Raw genomic sequence first — 21,602 nt, forward strand, 5'->3', positions numbered from 1 at the left:
TATTGTTTTTCGTTATGTCTGATTATAGCATTGTGTTATGAAAAGTATGTAACGGATGTTACGCATAATAAATATTATTTATTTTTATAATAATTCTCAAAATCTTATCTATGAGTCTGCCGTCATTTTTAATCCAAGTCAATTGAGATATCATCTTGCTCTGACTCAGGACGCCCCATCGTCTCGCCTTTCTTTATCACACAACCTGAGATCGTCTCAAAAAAAATCGTTATCCAACCTTTGTTGAATAACGGTTTTTATTTCAATCACATCCCGGATTAAAGGATGGTCTAATTAAATCTAACAGATAAATAAATATCTTTTTAATTCCTTGGAGAAACAGAAGGAAGGTTGCTTAAATTATTTTCATCATTTCCATCGGGAAGAGATTTTAAATATTCATTCCCATTTCTTACTGCAACACCAACCCCTTGAATGCCTCCGTCCTTGGCAAGCTGTACACCTTCATCTTTTCCCAAAACTCGTCCATCTGATAATTGATATCCCGTAACACGACCATTTTCTTTCACCAGTCCGATAATTTCTTTGGCATTTTCATTTGGTGTCGGAACTTCCTCCATTGCCATCATAGGCAAACTTGATAAATTTTTCTGATTATTAGCCATATCTTTTTACCCTCCACTTCATCTGCTCGATGCTCTCTGATATTTTTAAAAATAGTTTGCTAATAATACAAAAAAAATATTCTAATTTCTAAATTATCTTTTTATCACATTTTACGCATTCTGCACAAGGATGGGTTTTCTCCCATAATTCATCAGCAAGTGGTGCCCAATTTTGGGCAGAAGCAACACATTTGTCACTCAAGTTTCGTACATCTTCAGGTGCTTCTAAGTCTGTAGAATGTGCCTCTGAAGACTCTACCATTGCCGTTAATCTTCCCGGATTATCAAGAAGCGGGCAAGGACGCAAGTGGTTTTCGTTAAATGGCTGATTCTTCCTATATTCCATAAATAAAGGTGAGTGCAATGCATCTAATAAGGAATCCTTATGAATATTCGAATTGGAATAATGAATAAAAGCACATGGCTCAATATCACCATTCGCATTAATATGTAAATAATTTCTGCCGCCGGCAATACACCCGTTTATATATTCTCCGTCGTTCCAGAAATCAATTGTTAACAATGGTTTTGTCTTTCGGAAATTCCTAATTTGATGATACATATATTCACGTTGTTCCGCAGTCGCCATCAACTCCGGAACCGCTTCCTTTCCAACCGGCATATATGTAAAGAACCAACAAAATTTAGCTCCCCATTGAATCATTTGGTCAAAATACGCTTCGCTTCCTATCACGTCATAATTTTTCTTTGTGTAGCAACAAGAAATACCAAATGGCAGCTTCTTTTCTTTTAGAATTTTCATTGCACATACGACTTTAGAAAAAGTGCCTTCGCCCCGGCGAAAATCTGTTTCTTTTTCAAAGCCTTCTACACTGATCGCAGGAACAAAATTTTTAACATCTAACATTGCTTCTGCAAATTCTTCATCGATCAACGTACCATTTGTAAATGCTGTAAAAACACAGTCGGGATGTTTTTTACAAAGTTCAAGAATATCTTTTTTCCGAACCAGCGGCTCTCCCCCAGAGTATAAGAACATATGGATTCCTAATTCTTTTGCCTGCTCAACAATGCTGCTTAGCGTCTCAAAGCTCATATTTAGCTTATCTCCGTATTCTGCAGCCCAGCATCCCGTACAATGCAAATTACAAGCGGAAGTCGGGTCCATTAGAATCGCCCATGGCACATTGCAATCATATTTTTGTTTAGAAGCTTTAATCTTCTGCGAACCAAGCAATGTCGCATTTAATACGAAATTTTCAAATAACGTTTTTCGCACTTCACTGTCTATATCCGTATAAAGACTATGAATCAGCTGATACCAGTTATTATTTTCGTCCGAGATTATTTGACGAATTGCACGACGCTGCTCAGGATAAACGTCTTTTTTGGAAAACCGGTCAATCCATTCCATTAATTTGGGAAGGTTTTTTTCGGGATCCTTATCCAAATAATGAAAGGCTTGAACTAGCCCCAAACATTTTACACTTTCTGCAATGCTCATACAAAATCACTCCTTTTTCTACCTTTAATATAACTCTCTCATTCAAAAAAAATATAGACAAAACCTACCTCATGTTTAAATACTGGACATCTCATAAGGATTGTCTATATTTTGCTCACAAAATAAATATAAGTCAATTATCTTTATAGGTTTCGGGTTGTACATCTAAATTTTCATATTCATTTATTCATTCCTTATATTCTACGTATGACTTTTTACGATTATGCTTAAAGAAAAAAATTTAACTCAGCAAAAAATAGATTTTTACTGAGTGATTATGTTATACTAGGCTCTCTTCAATTTTAAATTTTTTTAAGATGTATTATTTCTTGATTTAATAGAGGTGTCTATGAATACTTATAAAACTGCAGAAGTTGCAAAAATGATTGGAATTCATCCAAATACCGTTCGCCTATACGAAAAATGGGGACTGATCCCTCAAGCGGAGCGTTTGCAGAACGGATACCGCATTTTTACAGAATTTCACATTGATCAACTCAGACTCGTCCGGACTGCCTTTCAAATAGAACTATTACAAAATGGACTTAGAAAAAAAATAATTGAGATCTTAAAAATATCTGCAACGAAAAATTTTGAGCAAGCACTCAATCTCACAGCCGAATATTTATTTCTGCTTCGCCAAGAACAGATCCATGCTGAGGAAGCTATACAGATAACAAACCAGCTGCTATCCTGTGAGCCTTATGAAATTATGCAGCCATTAAAAAGAAAAGAAGTGTCTGAATATCTGAATGTTTCTATGGATTCTCTGAGAAATTGGGAAATGAATGGGCTTTTATCTGTAAAACGTAAAGAAAACGGATACCGCATTTATACCATTAAAGATATAAAACGACTAAAAATCATCCGTTCCCTCCGATTTGCAAATTATTCTCTCGAAGCGATTTTGCGAATGCTTAATGAGTTGTCTTACGACCCCGAAACAAACATAAGACAAGCTCTTAATACTGTAAAAAAAGATGCTGAAATCAGAACCGTGTGCGATGAGCTGATGGGTTCATTAAAGGCGGCAAAGCAGAATGCAAAGAAAATGATTGAGCAGCTTCAAACTATGAAAATAAAATATTAAACCTTACATTATAACACCAGCCTTTCAGCTGGTGTTATTCTTCTTTATAAAGCATGCTTATTTTCATAGAAGGAGGATTTCAGTTTGAGAGAAATCATTAAAGTAAACAATCTGTCCAAATTTTACGACGGAAAGCCCGCAATCAAAGACCTGAGCCTATCAGTAAAGCAAGGCTCAATATTTGGCCTGCTTGGTGCAAATGGTGCAGGAAAAAGTACAACCATTGAATGTATTCTGGGTACACGAATTCCAGAGCAAGGTAGCGTCTCTATTTTGGGAATGCATCCGAAAAAGAATCGAAGACAACTGTTTGAAAGAGTAGGGATTCAATTTCAAGAATCCAATTATCAAGAAAAAATAACAGTTGGTGAATTATGTGAAGTAACAGCATCTTTGTATAAGACAGCTTCTGATTACCTGGACTTATTAAAACAATTCGGTATCGAAGATAAAACAAAAAAATTTGTAAATGAATTATCAGGAGGGCAAAAGCAACGCCTTTTTATTGTTCTTGCTCTTATTCCAAACCCAGAAGTCGTTTTCTTGGACGAATTGACAACAGGACTTGATGCAAAAGCAAGACATGATGTTTGGAGCTATCTTTCGATATTAAAAACAAAAGGCCTTACCATTTTCCTAACATCACATTTTATGGATGAAGTGGAAATTCTCTGTGATACAATTTGTATTTTAAAAAATGGGAAAAGTGTTTTTTATGGAACAGTCACTGAAGCAATCGACTCCAGTCCTTACAACAAGCTTGAAAATGCTTACTTGTGGTATACCAATGAGGAGGTTATAGAAAATGAAAACGTTTCGCACAATGCTTAAAACAGAAATGCTTCTTTCACTGAGGGGGATGGATATGTTTATCTTTGCAATTTGTATGCCTCTTGTGGTCTTAGTTTTACTCGGAATTATTTATGGAAACAAACCTGCTTTTGAAGGTGCCGAGTATACATTTTTAGAGCAGTCTCTCGGTGCACTTGTAACAATTTCAATCTGTGCAGGAGGGGTTATGGGCCTTCCCCTAGTTGTGTCTGACTACCGCAGTAAAAAAATATTAAAGCGTTTAAAGGTTACACCAATTCATCCGTTTACTATTTTAATAGTTCAAGTGAGCATCTATGCAATCTATGCGCTCTTGTCATTTTTCCTAATCTATATCACTGCTGTAGTTTTCTTTCATTACCAATTTTCCGGCTCTTGGATTTATTTTCTAAGCAGCTATCTTTTAGTTATGCTCTCCATGTTTAGCATCGGCATGATGGTAGGAGGTATTTCACCTAACACAAAAATAGCAAGTGTATCTGCTAGCATCTTATATTTCCCCATGCTCATCTTCTCAGGTGCAACTTTACCTTATGAAGTCATGCCAAATACGCTTCAGAAAATAGTAAATTTTTTGCCATTGACTCAAGGGATTAAACTCCTGAAAGCTGCATCACTCGGACTGTCTGTTCAACAAGCACAGCTTCCGATTCTTATCATGCTCCTGCTTGCTATAATTTGTATAGGAATTTCCGTCCGATTTTTTAAGTGGGAATAGCTTAAATGAATTTTGTCATTTTATAATTTACTAATATGATTCCACTTCGGATAACTTCTTGCTTTGTTTTAACCATATAACCTTGTTTTTCAAAAAATGGTTTTGCTGTAATAGATGCATCGGTTTCAAAGTTAAATAAGCCTTTCACCTTTGCACGCTGTTCCAATTCATTGACTAGAGCGGCAGCAATCCCTTTACGTTGATACTCTTTATGGATATACAATCGATTTAAATAGCCGGTTTGCTCCATATCGGCAAATCCAACAATCTTTCCATCTATCTCTGCAATCAAGGTATCATTCTCTAAAAGAGAATGGTTCCATTCATTTAGATCAACGTCTCCTGTCGCCCACGCATCCAATTGCTCATTTGTATAATCCCTGGCATTAATTGTGTGCACAGTATCATAAAAAAGTCTCGCCATAAAAGCACAGTCCTCTGGTCTATACGCTCGAAGTATCATCGTCCACCTCATAATTTTATTAAAAAAAATTCATTTTCGTCGCAAGCCCTTAGTAATTAATGAAATCGCCACTATAGCATTGGAATTACCCCAAAGAAAACTTGCTTGCGGATTATTAAATACATAAATTATACTTTAAGATTTAATACAAAGCAAGAAAAGTCGACGATTAAAAAAAGGAAATTGCCTCTCTTTTGGATTCAATAAGGATATTTCCTTTTGAGTTATTGCGAAAATATTAAGAGAAAAAGTACCAATTGAAAATCAGAGAAACTGAGAAAATGGCGTCTGTAGTAAAGCTTGACGTCATTTTCTATCTTTATTAAGGAACGCAAGAATCAAATTAAACGTTAATTTATTTTCTCAAGTCTGCCATCAACTAATTCATAAATTTCGGTTATTGTTTTCCCGTCTTCCTCTCTTATTTTAACAATACGTTTCACATTTTGCAGCTTTCCATTCTCATCATACTTATAATAGTTGATATCATATTGTGTTGCCCCGTCTCTCGTTCTGGTAATCAATTGCTTATTTTGGGAATCGACCTCAGCATTGCTAAGAGAAAATGCATATTCAAACTGCTGTTTTTCTTTGTTCCAGAGCCAATAATAATAAGGGATATTAGCACCGCTCGTCGTCCATCCGATCAATCCAATGTCTCCCGATCCGTCAAAATTCATATCTTGACTTGTGAATCCTCCGTCTTGGGTAAATGCGTCCGTGTATCCGCCAAAGTCATCCGTTCCATCCCATTCGGCAAGAATGGCATTGTGTATTGAAATCGTCTGAATGAATTTATCCCCCTCATAAACATCAATTGTATTGATGCCATACCGCTCATCTTCTTCGGATAATTTTTTTCCATGCAATTTTAAAGTAAGTTTTCTGCCGTTGTCTACAACAATGGGCTCTGTCAAAACATATTCAGCTGCATCCTGTACAGTATCTGAAGCTTCAGAAGCAAGATCTGATTCTGTCTCCCCATTCAAAATTGCCGGGTCGCTACTGTTCTCCGGCACTGCATTGCTGCAGGATGACATAAGGAATATCAGAATAACAAATAAAAAGCTTCTCACTTTTAGTCTTTTCATTTACCATCTCCTAAACTTATGATATGAATGAAACTCGAGTTATAAATTTATACAATCTATGTTACAGGAGACATAAAAATACTAACAGAAAATCCTTTTAAGCTACAAAAACATCCTTTTTTATAATTGGCAGGTATAAAGTCTGCATACAAGAAACGGCGGTTTAACAACCGTCGTTTCTGTTTTAGCTATAATCTTATTCAACGCCGTTTATGGATTCCAAAATTGCACATTCCAGTGTTTCAAGCTCAGGAACTTTGTCGGATCCAAGCGAAGAGGCCATACTGATACGTTCATTTAAAACGGTCATATTTTTCATTTCCTCATCTAAGAAATTCTGAATCAGATCACCGGATTTAATTGCCCATGAACCATTTTCAATGACAGCTACCGTACGGTTTTGTACATTTAATGCTTTCATATCCATCAGAAAGTTATGCATTGCCGGATAGATTCCCAAATTATAGGTTACAGAGGCCAGCACCATGTGACTATACTTGAAGGCTTCTGAGATAAGCTGAGAAACATCCGTGGAGGATACGTCATAAATCGCAATATTTGTAACTCCTTTTTCACACAATCTAGCAGCTAGCGCCTGAACCGCAGATTCTGTATTTCCGTACATCGATGCATACACCATCAGGATTCCCTTTTCCTCTGGCTCATAACGGCTCCACAAATCGTATTTCTGAATGAAATACATCAGATCTTCACGCCAAACCGGACCATGCAGAGGGCAAATATACTTAATCTGATCCAGAATTCCTCCTGCTTTTTTCAGAATCAGCTGAATGTGAGGGCCGTATTTCCCTACAATATTTGTAAGATAGCGGCGTGCATCATCCAGCCAGTCACGATCAAAGTTCACTTCATCCGCAAAGAGCTTTCCATCCAGTGCACCAAACGTACCGAAAGCATCCGCTGAAAACAAAACGCCATTCGTTGTATCAAAGGTGACCATAACCTCCGGCCAGTGTACCATCGGCGCAAATACGAAAGTGACCAAATGTGTTCCAAAGCTGAAGGTATCTCCTTCTTTTACCTCCACCTGCTCATGGGAATCTACGCGGAATCCAAACTGACGCATCAGCATAAATGCTTTTTCATTGCTTATAATGGTTACTTTTGGCCAACGGAGCAGAATCTCTTCAATGGAACCCGCATGGTCCGGCTCCAAATGGTTGATGACAAGATAGTCTAAAGGCCGTCCATCGAGCACATGCTCCAAATTTTCAATCAGCTGCCGGCAAGCTGACCAGTCTACTGTATCAAATAAAACTGTCTTTTCATCCAGTAATAAATATGCATTATAAGATACTCCCCTTGGAATCGGATATGCATTTTCAAACAGGGCCAAACGATGATCATTGGCACCTACCCAATATAAATCCTCTGTTACATTTCTTACGCAGTACATAAATCGTTCCTCCCTTCTCTTTACACCTCAATAAATTGTTCTTTAGGTTCTGCACATTCCGGACATACCCATTCTTCCGGTAAGTCCTTGAACAATGTACCAGGTGCAACTTCACTCTCTTCATCGCCCAACTCCGGCACGTATTCGTATCCACAGCCATTGCAGACATAACGAGGTCCAATCGGTTCTGGTTTCGGCATCTGCGGCCGTTTCATCTTCACCATAGGCGGTGCAGGCTGTTTCTCTCCGGTATCCAGTGCCGCAGTCAAAAGCGGAAGAATTTCATGTACGTCTCCCACGATACCATAATCGCAATTCTTAAAAATCGGTGCATTCCCATTTTTATTGATTGCCACAATGATAGAAGCGTCTTTGATTCCTTTCAAATGCTGGCTTGCTCCGGAAATTCCACAGGCTATATACAAGTTTCCAGTAAATTTTTGTCCGGACATACCCACATACCGATTTAAAGGCAAATATTTCAATGTTTCTGCTACAGGGCGGGAAGATCCAATTGCTGCTCCAACAGCTTTTGCCAAGTTTTCTGCCAGCTTTATATCTTTTTTCTCTCCGATTCCTTTACCGGCAGAGACCACACGTTCTGCAAGAGCAATCGGCGTATCCATTGGAATCCCTACCGTAAAATCAAATCCATCCTTTTTTAATGCTTCTACCAAAGCTTCTACTTGTGCTTTCGCATCGCCATCTCGAAGAATAATACGCTTGCGGATACCGGTAACCGGTGCCGCCTTTTTTGCGTGTCCCGACGATCCGGCCTCTTTCGGCGCTTTGCCTAAAATATGTGAAGCAATGATAACACGCTGAATTTCATTCGTTCCTTCATAGATTGTCGTAATTTTCGCATCGCGATACATCCGCTCTACTTCCATACCTTTCAGATAACCCGTACCTCCGAAAATCTGAAGTGCATCATTCGTAACCTCAAGTGCAATATCAGACGCATACTGTTTTGCCATTGCAGATTCCATGCCGTAAGGTTCGTGATGCTCTTTCAGCTCTGCCGCAGAATAAATCAAGAAACGAGCAGTACGGAGCTTTGTTGCCATATCCGCAATTTTGAAAGAAATGGCTTGCTGAAAACCGATTGGTTTTCCAAACTGAATGCGTTCTTTGGAATAATCCACCGCCTGCTCAAATGCCCCTTGTGCAATTCCAAGAGCCTGTGCCGCGATTCCGATCCGCCCACCATCTAAAGTAGCCATTGCAATTTTAAAGCCCTGCCCCTCTCTTCCGAGCAAATTTTCCTTCGGAACTTTTACATCATTAAAGATCAATTCTGCAGTAGAAGAAGACCGAATCCCCATCTTGTCATAATGATCGCCGAATTCAAACCCTTTCCAGTCCTTTTCCACAATAAAAGCAGAAATTCCTTTCGTACCGATATCTGGTGTTGTAATCGCAAACACAACATATGTATCAGCCTTAGGTGCATTTGTAATAAAAATCTTACCGCCATTAAGAAGATAGTGATCTCCTTTATCCAGAGCAACAGTTTCTGTACCGCCCGCATCTGAGCCTGCATTCGCTTCTGTCAAACCAAACGCACCAATTTTCTCTCCCTTACAAAGAGGAACCGCGTACTTCTTCTTTTGCGCTTCATTTCCAAACGCCATAATCGGCCAAATACCCAGTGAGGTATGAGCTGACAAAATAACACCCGTGCCTCCATCTACCCTCGCCAGTTCTTCTACAGCAATGGCATAGCTGATAGTGTCGAGTCCTGCACCGCCATACTCCTTTGGATAGGGAATTCCCATCAATCCCATTTTACCCAGCTTGGCAACTGCCTCACCAGGAAATTCGTTTTCTTTGTCCATAAGGAAGGTCAAAGGCTTGACTTCCTCTTCTGCAAATGCTCGAACCTTAGCTCGAAGCTCTTCTTGCTGCTGTGTGGTCGTGAATAACATAATTCTTCCTCCTTTTTTCATTAACCATACTTGACATTTTTTATCCAATTTAAAAGTAAAAAAACCCTTACTCTCCTAATCGCCAAATAAAATTTTCTCAAGGCTGTATGCCTCAAGCTGTTCATCCAACTTCTTCTGGATGGAGGTTAGGTGAATATGGGCACGGCAAACTGTTTCATTATGAGCTTTACACCATAGGCACTGGTATCCCGGCTTCATGCATGAGCTTACTGAGTGATCCCCTTCCATAATATGAATCAACTGTAGCAGTGATACCTGTTTTAATTCAGCTGCTAAAATGCACCCGCCGTCTGCTCCTCGCAAAATATGAATAAGGCCGCCCTTTTGAAGCTTCTTTAAAATTTTATAAGCAAATTGTTGAGGAATTTGTTCTCCTCTGGCCAACTCTGTCGCAGTAATGCGGTTTCCATCTGCCAATGCTCGCAGCATCCGCATCGCATAATCTGTTTCCTTCGTGATCAACAATCAAAAACTCCTCCTTTTTAGAAGTACTTTACTATACTGTATAAAATTTGTCAAGTATATTTCTTTGAAATAACAGAATTGTCTTATTATTTATGAGTAAAAAAATTTCCCTCAAAATGAAATGGCTATTCGTCTCACCCCTCTTCAAGGTACACCGCATAAAATATTGTAAATACTTATTCTCTTTCATATACCTTTCTAGAATAACAAACTAATAACTCTAACAATTTTTTAATATATTTCTTCCGATTTCTTTTGACAACAAATCACTTAAAGAATCAGACACAAATTGCAATTCATCCGCATCTAAATTATTAAATGCTATAAGATATAATCCAAAGCCATGGTTTCCATTTAAATATAATAATGCATTTCCTCCCTCATCATCTGCTATTGCTAAAGAGGAAGGAATGTTTTCTTGAATCTCATAGGATTCATTCATTTCTATACAACCATTTGCCCCCCATATCCTAATATACTTTTCTTTACCTACATTAATTTCAATTTCTGTTTTTTCTCTTATTAAATCTAAATAATCTTCTGGAATCTCTATTTGAGAAAAATTTATTAATTCTTTTATATCATTTTCAAGTGAAGCCGGCCCATAGGAATTAATTCTATAACTACTGCTTAAATCCTTTAATATACTCATTTTATTACTAACCTTTCATAATGTCTGTATCGGCACGCCACATGAATTATCATAAGCTAATTCTCACCAAGATTCACCGCTTTCCTTTATCAATATAGTCCTACCACCCTGAAACTAGCATATAAAAATTAATCATAAAAATATGGAAGGCATATTTCTCCGACTACACAGTCTAGCATTTCACTAATATTTTCTCCATTCTTTACTAAACATCCATCAGTATAGCTGAAAAATTTTCCTTCATTCGTCATTAATAAAATCATATTACCTCTAGCAATTTCGCCAATTGGATAGAACTCATCTTCTTTTATTTCTGCCACTTCAGAAAATTCTTCTAAAATTTTATTAAAAAACTCTTTTCTATTATTATCACCCAGCGCAGAAAAAGGGTCAAAATTTACCATTTCTATTGTATTAAAAGGAGACCCTTTTTTAGGGAATTTGAACTCTAACATTCCATAATTCTCCAGAAATCTCTGTACAATATCAACCAATACTAATCCCCTCTGTTCATATAATTTTTTAATTTCTTTAATATTAATTTTTCTTTCTAAAAACCATCCAGACTCTTCTAGCCGCTTTAATGTAATATCATTCATATATTATTCTCCATTTGGCATAAGAAAACCATTAAATGTTATTTTACAGTTGTCACAAAGAGGAGCATATTCTCCCGTTTTGGTATTCAAGAAAATATTGTCTATATCACCATTCTGTAATGCTTTATTTGTAGCATATACTTCTGTACAATTAAATAGTCCAAAGAGTTTCAAAATAAAAACATCTGTCTGCTGCGAAAAATTAAAAAGTTGTTACCCTTTCGGCTTATTCCTCGTACTTTTTTATACAAAAATACTCACTCCGTTGAGTGAGTATTTTATTTGGCGGAGAGTCAGGGATTCGAACCCTGGGTCCAGTTAAGGACACGGCATTTCGAGTGCCGCACGATCGACCACTCTGACAACTCTCCTCAGTCTTTTTAAATCAGAAAAAATATGACGCATAAAATCGTCAAATCTTAGAAATTATAGCATAATAGAAGATTAATTGCAAGATCTTCTTTCAATTCCTTCCAGCTTTTTAATGGCTGTTTTCAAGGACTATTTTAGTAAAACCCTTTTGATTTTCTAAGCAATTGGGTATAATATATTTAACAGACTTTAATTTTTCCAAGTAATTCATTATTTGGAAACAATATAATAGATAAAGTGAGGTAAAAAAATGGATCAACGAATTAAAACATTAGCCAAAAATTTAGTCAATTATTCCTGCTCCGTACAAAAAGGAGAGAAAGTATTGATTTCTTATGAGGGAGCAAGTGTAAAACCCTTAGCGAGACAACTGATTAAGGATGTATATGCCGCCGGAGGCTATCCATACTTAGAAATCCGTGACTCTTCCGTAAACCGCGAAATATTGCTGAATTGCGAAGAAGAGCAGTTAAACTTTATGAAAGAATTTCAACTGGCGCAAATGGAAGGAATGGATGCATTTATTGCTATTCGTGGAGCAGACAACACCTCTGAATACTCGGATATTTCCAGTGAAAAAATGAACCTGTATAGTAAAATATTACGACCTGTACAGGATTACCGTGTCAATCATACGAAATGGGTCGTTCTGCGTTACCCAAACAATGCCATGGCACAATTGGCGCACAGCAGCTTAGAAGCCTTTGAAGATTTTTACTTCGATGTGTGCAATCTAGACTATCAGAAAATGTCTGATGCAATGGATCCATTGGTTGAATTAATGAACAAAACCGATAAAGTCCGATTAGTCGGTCCTGAAACAGATTTAACCTTCTCTATCAAGGGGATTGGAGCAATCAAGTGTGACGGAGAAAGGAATATTCCTGATGGCGAAGTTTATACTGCTCCAGTTAAGAACTCGATGAACGGTAAAATTTCCTATAATACTCCATCGGAAGAGCAAGGCTTCACCTACCAAAATATTGTTTTTGAAGTAAAAGACGGTAAAATCGTCAATGCGACTTCAAACAATAACGAACGGATAAATAAGCTTCTTGATACCGACGAGGGAGCACGTTACTTTGGTGAATTTGCAATTGGTGTAAATCCTTATATACTACATCCGATGATGGATACTCTATTTGATGAAAAGATTGCAGGCAGCTTCCACTTAACACCTGGTTGTGCATATGAAGATGCTTTCAACGGCAACAAATCTGCTGTCCACTGGGATCTGGTAATGATTCAACGAGCTGAATATGGCGGCGGGGAAATTTATTTTGATGATGTTCTGATTCGAAAAGACGGAATTTTTGTTCTTCCAGAATTAAAGGGCTTAAACCCAGAAAATTTAAAATAAAAAAGCGGCTTCGCCGTTCCCCATAGGATTGACAGGAAACAACATTTACAATTGAATAAAAGGAAGGACAGAATTGAAATTTTCGTTTCTGTCCTTTTTTCTATAAAAAACACCTATTGAACATATACCTGACTTCTAAATTTTCTATTTAGAAATTCCATCCTATAGTACATCAACAGACCGTCTGTTATTCAATCGTAAGCTTACTGCTTTTATAGCGGATATTATACTTCTTTATTTTTTTATATAAAGCACTTATATGGATACCCAGCTCAGAGGAACAAAGCTCGCAGTTCCCACCATTCTTTTTTAAGGTATCAATAATGATATCCTTCTCATATTCGCCCACCAGATCCGGCAGCTTTTTATTCACGGAAATGCATTCTTCAATCTTATGTCTTGAAACCATTTTTGACGGCAAATCACAAAGCGCAATGAAAAAACCGTCACAGATTGCATATGCCGCTTTGATCACATTATCCAGTTCGCGAATGTTTCCTGGCCAAGCATATCCGGTAAAACATCTTTTCACATCCTTTGATAGTGCAATTGTCTTATTATACTCCTTATTCAACTCTTTTAAGAAGTAGTTGGCAAGCTCCAAAATGTCTGTTTTCCGGGTCCTTAGTGGTAGCATATCAATGTTTATCACATTAATTCTATAATACAAATCTTCACGAAATTCTCCGTTTTCGATCATTTCATTCAAATTCTTTCTCGTTGCCGAAATAACTCTTACATCAACCGGTATCGGTCCTAGCCCTCCCACCGGTTCAATCTCCTTTTCCTGAAGCACTCTTAAAATTTTAGCTTGCATATTTAAAGGCATATCGCCTATTTCATCAAGAAAAACCGTACCGCTGTTTGCCATTAAGAACTTACCTTTTTTCCCTCCCTTCTTCGCTCCCGTAAATGCCCCCTCCTCGTATCCAAAAAGTTCTGATTCTAAAAGATTTGCCGGAATGGCCGCGCAATTTATGCTGACCATAGGCTTATTGGCACGATGGCTGGCATTGTGAATGGCCTGTGCAAAAACCTCTTTTCCAGTTCCCGTCTCGCCTGTAAGCAGAATGGAAAAATCGGTTTTGGCTGCTTTTGTAGCGGCCTTTTTCTTTTCAACAAATTCTATATTGCTTCCAATGATATTCTGAAAACAATATTTCTTTTGCGACGTGTTCTGTTGGTAAGCCTCTTTATAAAACTCAAGCTCCGCATATTCATTCATAAGCCTTTTCGCTGAATCCAATGTCTGCAGACGAAATTTTACCTGCGCAACGCCTGCAACAATGTCATGTGCCTCATCATAAACACAGGATCGACTTACCAAAAGAAAACTGTCATCACTTTCCTTCGTTTCCCCATTTTCAAATTTATGAAGGGCAAGCTCTTCGCTGTAATTTTTTTGTATAATATCTAACATTTTTGAATTGGAAATATTTTTCTTTATATTGTATCCGATGATATCTTCTTTTTTCTTTCCTAAGAAGTGACAGTACTGATCATTAATATCTGTAACAATACCTTTTTGATCCACAACGATAAAACCATCATCGGTCATCCTTAAGATTTCATCAAATATATATTTGTACCTTGCAAGATTTTTGTCAGACATGATTTCCCTCCTAAAAAGTATCATAAGCCTACGCATCCCTATGTCTATGATATAAGAAAAAAAATACATCGACAAGCTTTTTCAAACGTTAATTGTTCCGAAATTCTTATCAAACGAAACTGTTAGAGCCGATTTGCTTTCACAATCGGCTCTTATAAAAAAAATTAAAAATCAAATTCGGTTTTTTTATCAATGGCTTCGATCATCGCCGGTATTACCTTATAAAGATCACCGACAATTCCGTAATTGCAGACCTTAAAAATCGGCGCATTCGGATCTTTATTGATCGCAACAATATATTTTGACTCACCCATTCCCGCAAGGTGCTGAATGGCGCCGGAAATTCCGCACGCAATGTATACATCCGGTCTCACGGTCGTTCCGGTCTGCCCTACCTGATGAATCGAATCGATCCACCCCGAATCCACAGCCGCTCTGGAAGCTCCGACCTCGGCTCCAAGCGTATCGGCGAGCTTTTGTATCATTTCAAATCCTTCTGCCCCTTTTAGTCCTCGTCCGCCGGAAACAATTATTTTTGCATCAATTAAATTGACGCTCTTTTTATCCGTTACAATCTTGCCGATTAATTTTACACGAATATCTTTTTCTTCAAGCTTTGGCACAAAGATTTCGATTTCCCCTTTTGGATTCTCCGCATACGTTGCCTTTTGCATAACTCCCGGCCGCACGGTAGACATCTGCGGACGATTCTTCGGACAAATAATCGTAGCCATCAGATTTCCCCCAAATGCCGGTCGTGTCTGCAAGATTTTCCCATCTTCTGGATCAATGTCAAGAGAGGTGCAGTCCGCAACCAATCCAGTTCCTACCTGCGCAGCAATTTTAGGTCCCACATCCCTTCCTATCGAGGTTGCCCCAACAAGAACAATTTCTGGCTTTTTTTCCAAAATCAGCTGAGATGTTGCAATCGCATACCCATCTGTTGAGAAATCTTTCAGCAACGGATGCTGAATGTATATTATTTTATCAACACCATAGTGAAGCAATTTTTTAACTTCCTCTTCTATCTCGGATCCCGCAACAACTGCAACAACCTTTTTCCCGATTTTCTCTGCTAACTTCTTTCCTTCTCCAATGAGTTCCACCGTTACAGGATGAATCTTTCCTTCTCTTTGTTCTCCGATAACCCATACATCATGGTAGTCTGCCAAATTTATATTCTGGTTTACCTTTGCTCGTTTCATTTTATGTAATCCTCCTTTTATATGAGTTTCAAATCATATAGCTTGTCTACAAGAATTGCCGCTTTTTCGTTCTCATTGAACCCATCAATGATCTCACTGTTTTTCGATCTGACTGGAACAAATGACTTGTATACATTTGTAGGAGAACCTTTTAATCCGATTTGGGTTACATCCACATCTAAATCCTGCAGCGTATACACTTTAATTGAATCTGGCCCATCATACACTTTAAAAATACCTCTAGTTGATGGATATCTCGGTTGATTCAACTCTTTAATTGCAGTAAATAATGCAGGTGGTTTTACTTCTAATACATAATCGCCGGTTTCTGTAAATCGATTTACAATAATTTTATCACCGTCAACCTTGATTTCTTTGCAATAGGTAATTTGTGCAAGATTCAGAAATTCAGCCATTTCAGGGCCCACTTGCGCCGTGTCTCCATCAATAGCCTGTCTACCGCAAAACACCAAATCATAGTCTCCGATTTTTTCAACGGCAGCCGCTAAAATCGTAGCAGTCGCCCACGTATCCGATCCACCAAAGGCACGATCCGTTACCAAGACCGCTTCATCCGCACCCATAGCCAAAGCTTCTTTCAAAGCTTCCTTTGCCTGAGGCGGTCCCATGCTGACGATGATAACCTTTCCACCATGCGCATCTTTCAATGCCAATGCTTCTTCTATGGCATTCCTGTCATCCGGATTGATAATACTTGGAACGCCATCTCGGATTAACGTGCCGGTCTCTTGATTAATTCGTACTTCATTTGTATTTGGAACTTGCTTTACGCATACAATTATGTTCATCTTTTCCTCCTATCCGATCACTGCTCTGGAAATTACAACCTTATGAATTTCGGATGTGCCCTCATAAATTTCGGTTATCTTTGCATCCCGATACATTCTCTCCAAAGGATAATCCCTCATATAACCATAACCGCCATGTATTTGTAACGCGAGATTCGTTACAAACCTTGCGTTTTCAGAAGCGTTTAATTTTGCCATTGCTGCCTCTTTTGTATGCGGAAGCCCTTCTTTTTTTAAATAAGCAGCACGATACATCATCCATTTTGCACATTCTGTCTTTGTCGCCATATCTGCAATGTACCATTGAATTCCTTGGAGCTGAGCAATCGTTTTTCCGAATTGAACCCTCTCGTGTACGTATTTAATTGTTTCTTCCAATGCCCCCTCCGCAATGCCAAGAGCCTGAGCTGCAACACCAATTCTTGCTCCGTCAAGAGCTGACATCGCGATATGAAAGCCTTTTCCTTCCATGCCGATCAAATTTTCTTTTGGTACACGGCAATTATCAAAGATAAGTTCTGCTGTTTCTGAACCATGAATCCCCATTTTCTCTTCTATTTTTCCGATTGAGAAGCCGGGAGTTCCTTTTTCTACAAGAATACAGGACATACCCTTTAAACCCTTTGTTGCGTCAGTAAGGGCAAAAATAGCAAGGTACTCTGCCTGTCCACCTCCGGAAATGAAGCACTTTGTTCCATTGAGTACATATTCCCCGCTCTCTTCATCCAAGATTGCGGTTGTTTTTGCACTCGCAGCATCACTTCCCGCATTTGGCTCTGTAAGTGCAAACGCTCCTAGACTACCGCCCTGTGTGACTCGCGGCAAATACTTTTCTTTTTGCTCTTTATTCCCGAATTTTTCGACGACCGCTGCAAAGATCGTATGTATAGACAGAATGGCAGCCGTTGCAGCACATTTTTTAGCAATTTCGGTTACCACAATTGCCTTATCAATATCGCTGCCACCACTTCCTCCATGTTCAACAGGAGTACCTATTCCGGTAAATCCTATCTTTGTCATTTTTTCAAAGCTTTCTTTCGGGAAATAACCCAGTTTATCCACTTCAGCAGCAATGGGTGCAATTTCTGTTTCCGCAAATTCCTTTGCAACCTTCTGCAACATAATTTGTGCATCTGTAAATTTAAAATCCATGAATCTTCCTCCTAACCATTTATTTACTTACGGCAATAACTCCGTCTTTAATGAATTTTAGAATGTCATTTTCAGAATATCCGATTTCGCTCATAATCTCTTCCGAATGCTCACCGATCAATGGAGAGGTTCGGCTTAAATTCACCTCTATGTTGCCAAATTTAATTGGTGTCATCGCGTAGGTTGTTTTTGAACCGTCTCTATTTGTATCTTCAACCACATAGTTGTTTTCCAACGCCTGTGCATCGGAGATAATCTCGGAATAATGCTGAATCTTTTCATGCGCAATGTCTGCAGAAGACAATAAGCGAACCATTTCCTCTTGGGTATGCTTTGCAAACTCTTTATCGATTTCTGCTATCAATGCAGGCGCGTTGTTCTTTCCGGAAAGCGTTGTAGCAAATCGTTCGTCCTGAATCAGATCCTTTCTTTCTAATACTTCACAAAGTGTTGGGAAGTAACGTTCATACTCAAGAATACTTAAGAAAATCCATTTTCCGTCGCTGCATCTAAAAGAATTTATAACCGGAGAAACTGCATCTTTTCTTGTTTTCGGGTATTCGTCTCCATATTGCGTGGATGCAATCAAGGAGCTCGCATTCCAAATCGCCTGTCCAAAAAGGGACACCATCACCTTTTGCCCCTTGCCTGTTTTGGCCTGATGGTACAGCGCTGCACAAATTCCGCCTGCTAAGCTGCAAGATGTGGTCGCATCTCCAAATCCAATGGGCGGATTGATCGGAGAAGTGTCTTTTTCAGCAATATCCAGCATAGTTCCGCTTCGAGCCCAGAAAGCAACCGTATCAAAACCAGGACTGTCCTTTGCCGGACCATAGTCACCAAATCCATTTACCTGCGCCCAGATAAGATGAGGGTGGCGCTCTGCCAAAGCTTCATAATCAAGTCCCAATCGTTTCAAAGCGCCGGTTCGATAGCTTGAAACAAATACATTTGCTTTCGAGAGAAGCTGGTCCATGATTTGCAAGCCCTGTTCGCATTTCAGATTTACCGAAAATCCGCGTTTATTGGCATTGTAGGTTGTATAAAACGGATTCACATCATCTTCAATCGGCATCAACATGGTGGCACCCGTTTTTCTTCCCGGATCACCAAAGCTTGGTTCTACTTTAATGACATCCGCCCCCCAGTCGGCTAAAATCTTAGCGGTTCCGGGTCCTGCTACGAAATAAGTTAAATCGACTACTTTTACCCCTTCTAACGGCTTATTCAACATAAAATACTACCTCCTAAATTTGCATTTGCTTTATTTTGAGTTCCAATTGCTTCAATCTTTATGGCCATGTCGGAAACAGTGTAAATAAGATGACACAAACGACAGAACCGACAAGCGGTGTAAATACCGTAACCCAAAAGATTGGTCTGTATGCGTCTTTATGAGTCTCATTGCAAAGCCCATTGGTGACGGTAACAATGTATCCGTTGTGCGGCAGAGAGTCCAATGCCGCCGACGAAATGGACATCGTTCTCGAGATGGCTTCCGCAGCGACGCCTTTTGCAATATAAATAGGGCCCAACAGTGGTGCAGCAATCCCCAAGGCCCCAGAAGCTGAACCGCATACACCGGCAATCACGGTCGTTCCAACGGCAACGCCTACAAGATCTGGCCCGGGGATGTCAATCATAGCGTCAATGACAACCTGAAATGCCAAGGCACTCTTAACAACGGAACCGAATGCAACCACTGCACACGTATTACTGATTGATACAATCGCCGTTTTGCACCCTTCCCCAACATGAAAAAGAAGCTCCTTATTTTGCTGGTATTTATTCAACAGCAGCCATACCAAAACAGCACCGATAAACACACCGGTTTCCAACTGAACCAAAGGCTTACCGTCTTTTAACGGGGCATTAATTAAAACAATCGTAATGAGGAGCGGAATCAATGCAATAAATGGATTTGGAAGTTTTGCTTCTTCATGGAAGGTATCCACATCCTTTGCAATAAAATGTTCCCCGTCCGTCTGCGCTTTTTTCACTAAACGAAACAATAAAACTGAACCAAGCAAAAACATAAATCCACAGGAAATAAACCCAACGCTTGTACCTGCCATATAGGTAACTCCCAAGGCAGACGAAGGAATGGCATTATGTATCTGAGGCGCACCCGGAGCTACCATTGCGAACGTAGAGCACCCAAAGGTAAGTGCCGCAGGGATAAACCGTCTTGGCAGATCCGCTTCTCGAAATACCTCAAGCGCAATCGGAAAAACTGCAAAGGAGCAAACAAAAACACTGACGCCTCCGTAGGCGAGAATGGCGCAGGATAAAGGGATTGAAATGAGCGCTTTCTCTTTGCCTAAAGCTTTTACAATCAGCTTCGCAATGGCTTTTGCACCATTCGTCACTTCCATCATTTTCCCCATGAGCACACCGGTTAAAAAAATCAAATAGTTTGCTTGAAAAAATCCGACAAACCCTCCAACAAAATCTGTTTTCATTGCATCGTAGATTGGAATGCCCCCTGTGATTGCAACAATGGCAGAACTTATAAATGCGATGACAAAAATATTGATGCCGCGCATAATGAGGTACATGAGCAATCCTAATGCTGCAAGAATACCAATCAAGCTGACCAGTTCATTTATTGACATATATGTTCCTCCTTTTCTACTTTCTTAATATTTTTTTGTCTATTAGAATCTATCTACATTTAAATACTGGTTTTCTTTTTTCTATGAATGCATTCATGCCTTCCTGCTTGTCCTCTGTTGCAAAAGCAAGTCCTGCCGCATCCTTCTCTAGCTCAAGCGCATTCATGAGGTCAAGGTCGGTGCCTTTATTAATGACAAGCTTTGCATACTTTATTGCAATCGGCGCGTTCTCTATTATCATTTTCATGCAAGATTTCGCCTCAGCAATCAGAGCCTCTTCAGTAGTCACACGGTTGACAAGTCCCATAGAAAGGGCTTCATCCGGCTTTATCTGCCGTGCCGTATAAATTAAATCTTTTGCCCTGCCTGCACCAACCAACCTCGTGAGTCTTTGGGTTCCTCCGAAGCAAGGAATGACGCCAAGCTTCACCTCGGGTTGTCCGAAAATGGCTTTTTCGGATGCAATTCTCAAATCACAGCACATTGCAAGTTCACAGCCTCCTCCTAAAGCATACCCGTTTACCGCAGCGATTACGGGCTTGTCAATCGCCTCAATTTTATTAAATACGCTTTGTGCATACCCTGCATAATCTCTTCCTTCTTCACTCTTATAGCTTTGCATTTGGAGGATATCTGCACCCGCGACAAAAGCTTTCCCTTCTCCGGTAATAACAATACCTCTTACTTCCTTGCACTCATTCAATTGTTCAAATACTATCTCTAATTCGTTTAATGTCTTATTGTTTAAGGCATTCAGGGCTTTGGGGCGATTCATAATCACCAATGCAATCCCATCATTGTATTCAACCTTAATGTTTTCCAGTGTTTCCATCAATCTTGTCAGGTCGTTGTTCATAAGTTTCCTCCTCTTAATCTACGAAAATTACCAAGTTTCAGATTGTGCGGCCGCATCACTAAAACTTTTTCCAGTTGTATTTCCGGCTCCTTATTATTTAAAAGCAATTGCTATGCCAAAAATATTACAATCAAAAAAATTGTTAAAAAAATATCGTTTAATTATAAATTCTCTTTCTTTTAAAGATATTTTTCTTTTTTTATTGCCTTTTTCTCTAAATTATTTGTTAGCTCGAATACCAAAGCATTCTTTTTC

The 21,602-nt window shown here is 39.0% G+C and carries 20 protein-coding genes and 1 tRNA gene; 4 read left to right on the forward strand and 17 right to left on the reverse strand.

Translation table 11 applies throughout. The features are described 5' to 3' along the window. Positions 1-323: 323 nt before the first annotated feature. Both U5921_RS14645 and U5921_RS14650 read right to left on the reverse strand, forming a co-directional pair. Positions 324-626 carry a DUF3892 domain-containing protein gene (locus U5921_RS14645; protein WP_324824197.1) on the reverse strand — a complete coding sequence of 101 codons (303 nt, stop codon included), beginning with the start codon at positions 624-626 and terminating at the stop codon, positions 324-326. A gap of 88 nt (positions 627-714) precedes the next feature. Beyond that, the gene (locus U5921_RS14650) at positions 715-2,091 is read right to left on the reverse strand and encodes a radical SAM protein (RefSeq protein WP_324824198.1); all 1,377 of its coding nucleotides are present in this window, start codon (positions 2,089-2,091) and stop codon (positions 715-717) included. Positions 2,092-2,440: 349 nt separating this feature from the next. On the opposite strand from U5921_RS14650, the gene U5921_RS14655 reads away from it, so the two are divergent. The 3 genes from U5921_RS14655 to U5921_RS14665 all read left to right on the forward strand — a co-directional run bounded on the left by U5921_RS14655 (position 2,441) and on the right by U5921_RS14665 (position 4,730). Beyond that, positions 2,441-3,181, forward strand: a complete 741-nt coding sequence (locus U5921_RS14655; RefSeq protein WP_324824199.1) for a MerR family transcriptional regulator — start codon at positions 2,441-2,443, stop codon at positions 3,179-3,181. A gap of 84 nt (positions 3,182-3,265) precedes the next feature. Further along, positions 3,266-4,012 carry an ABC transporter ATP-binding protein gene (locus U5921_RS14660; protein ID WP_324824200.1) on the forward strand — a complete coding sequence of 249 codons (747 nt, stop codon included), beginning with the start codon at positions 3,266-3,268 and terminating at the stop codon, positions 4,010-4,012. After that, positions 3,987-4,730, forward strand: a complete 744-nt coding sequence (locus U5921_RS14665; protein ID WP_324824201.1) for an ABC transporter permease — start codon at positions 3,987-3,989, stop codon at positions 4,728-4,730. Before U5921_RS14660 ends, U5921_RS14665 begins: the two co-directional genes overlap by 26 nt. A 1-nt stretch (position 4,731) precedes the next feature. Here U5921_RS14665 and U5921_RS14670 read toward each other — a convergent pair whose 3' ends face one another. The 8 genes from U5921_RS14670 to U5921_RS14705 all read right to left on the reverse strand — a co-directional run bounded on the left by U5921_RS14670 (position 4,732) and on the right by U5921_RS14705 (position 11,737). Further along, positions 4,732-5,193 carry a GNAT family N-acetyltransferase gene (locus U5921_RS14670; RefSeq protein WP_324824202.1) on the reverse strand — a complete coding sequence of 154 codons (462 nt, stop codon included), beginning with the start codon at positions 5,191-5,193 and terminating at the stop codon, positions 4,732-4,734. A gap of 350 nt (positions 5,194-5,543) precedes the next feature. Further along, positions 5,544-6,284, reverse strand: coding sequence for an XAC2610-related protein (locus U5921_RS14675; protein WP_324824203.1), 741 nt, complete (start codon positions 6,282-6,284; stop codon positions 5,544-5,546). 196 nt (positions 6,285-6,480) lie between these two features. Next, positions 6,481-7,701, reverse strand: a complete 1,221-nt coding sequence (locus tag U5921_RS14680) for an FprA family A-type flavoprotein (protein WP_324824204.1) — start codon at positions 7,699-7,701, stop codon at positions 6,481-6,483. Between the two features lie 20 nt (positions 7,702-7,721). Next, positions 7,722-9,629, reverse strand: a complete 1,908-nt coding sequence (locus tag U5921_RS14685; RefSeq protein WP_324824205.1) for an acyl-CoA dehydrogenase family protein — start codon at positions 9,627-9,629, stop codon at positions 7,722-7,724. Between the two features lie 75 nt (positions 9,630-9,704). Next, positions 9,705-10,115: an Rrf2 family transcriptional regulator gene (locus U5921_RS14690; RefSeq protein WP_324824206.1), complete on the reverse strand. Its 411-nt coding sequence runs from the start codon at positions 10,113-10,115 to the stop codon at positions 9,705-9,707. Positions 10,116-10,335: 220 nt separating this feature from the next. Continuing rightward, positions 10,336-10,767: an SMI1/KNR4 family protein gene (locus U5921_RS14695; protein ID WP_324824207.1), complete on the reverse strand. Its 432-nt coding sequence runs from the start codon at positions 10,765-10,767 to the stop codon at positions 10,336-10,338. A 128-nt stretch (positions 10,768-10,895) separates the two neighbouring features. After that, on the reverse strand, positions 10,896-11,366 hold the full coding sequence (locus U5921_RS14700; RefSeq protein ID WP_324824208.1) for an SUKH-3 domain-containing protein: 471 nt from the start codon (positions 11,364-11,366) through the stop codon (positions 10,896-10,898). A gap of 283 nt (positions 11,367-11,649) precedes the next feature. Beyond that, a tRNA-Ser gene (locus U5921_RS14705) sits at positions 11,650-11,737 on the reverse strand. A 251-nt stretch (positions 11,738-11,988) separates the two neighbouring features. Here U5921_RS14705 and U5921_RS14710 point away from each other — a divergent pair. Then, positions 11,989-13,098 (forward strand): aminopeptidase, encoded by a 1,110-nt coding sequence (locus U5921_RS14710; protein ID WP_324824209.1) that lies wholly within the window; start codon positions 11,989-11,991, stop codon positions 13,096-13,098. A gap of 187 nt (positions 13,099-13,285) precedes the next feature. Here U5921_RS14710 and U5921_RS14715 read toward each other — a convergent pair whose 3' ends face one another. The 7 genes from U5921_RS14715 to U5921_RS14745 form a co-directional block, all read right to left on the reverse strand. Continuing rightward, positions 13,286-14,710 (reverse strand): sigma-54 interaction domain-containing protein, encoded by a 1,425-nt coding sequence (locus U5921_RS14715; protein WP_324824210.1) that lies wholly within the window; start codon positions 14,708-14,710, stop codon positions 13,286-13,288. A 164-nt stretch (positions 14,711-14,874) separates the two neighbouring features. Then, positions 14,875-15,915 (reverse strand): electron transfer flavoprotein subunit alpha/FixB family protein, encoded by a 1,041-nt coding sequence (locus tag U5921_RS14720; protein WP_324824211.1) that lies wholly within the window; start codon positions 15,913-15,915, stop codon positions 14,875-14,877. A 17-nt stretch (positions 15,916-15,932) separates the two neighbouring features. Continuing rightward, positions 15,933-16,724, reverse strand: coding sequence for an electron transfer flavoprotein subunit beta/FixA family protein (locus U5921_RS14725; RefSeq protein WP_324824212.1), 792 nt, complete (start codon positions 16,722-16,724; stop codon positions 15,933-15,935). Positions 16,725-16,733: 9 nt separating this feature from the next. Then, the gene (acrC, locus tag U5921_RS14730) at positions 16,734-17,876 is read right to left on the reverse strand and encodes an acryloyl-CoA reductase (RefSeq protein WP_324824213.1); all 1,143 of its coding nucleotides are present in this window, start codon (positions 17,874-17,876) and stop codon (positions 16,734-16,736) included. Positions 17,877-17,895: 19 nt separating this feature from the next. Next, entirely contained in the window at positions 17,896-19,110 is a 1,215-nt protein-coding gene (locus U5921_RS14735; protein WP_324824214.1) for a CoA transferase, read from the reverse strand. Positions 19,111-19,168: 58 nt separating this feature from the next. After that, on the reverse strand, positions 19,169-20,491 hold the full coding sequence (locus tag U5921_RS14740; protein ID WP_324824215.1) for a GntP family permease: 1,323 nt from the start codon (positions 20,489-20,491) through the stop codon (positions 19,169-19,171). A 49-nt stretch (positions 20,492-20,540) separates the two neighbouring features. Further along, the gene (locus U5921_RS14745; protein ID WP_324824216.1) at positions 20,541-21,347 is read right to left on the reverse strand and encodes an enoyl-CoA hydratase-related protein; all 807 of its coding nucleotides are present in this window, start codon (positions 21,345-21,347) and stop codon (positions 20,541-20,543) included. Positions 21,348-21,602 lie beyond the last annotated feature (255 nt).

It is taken from the genome of Sinanaerobacter sp. ZZT-01, assembly GCF_035621135.1.
Lineage (GTDB): Bacteria > Bacillota > Clostridia > Peptostreptococcales > Anaerovoracaceae > IOR16.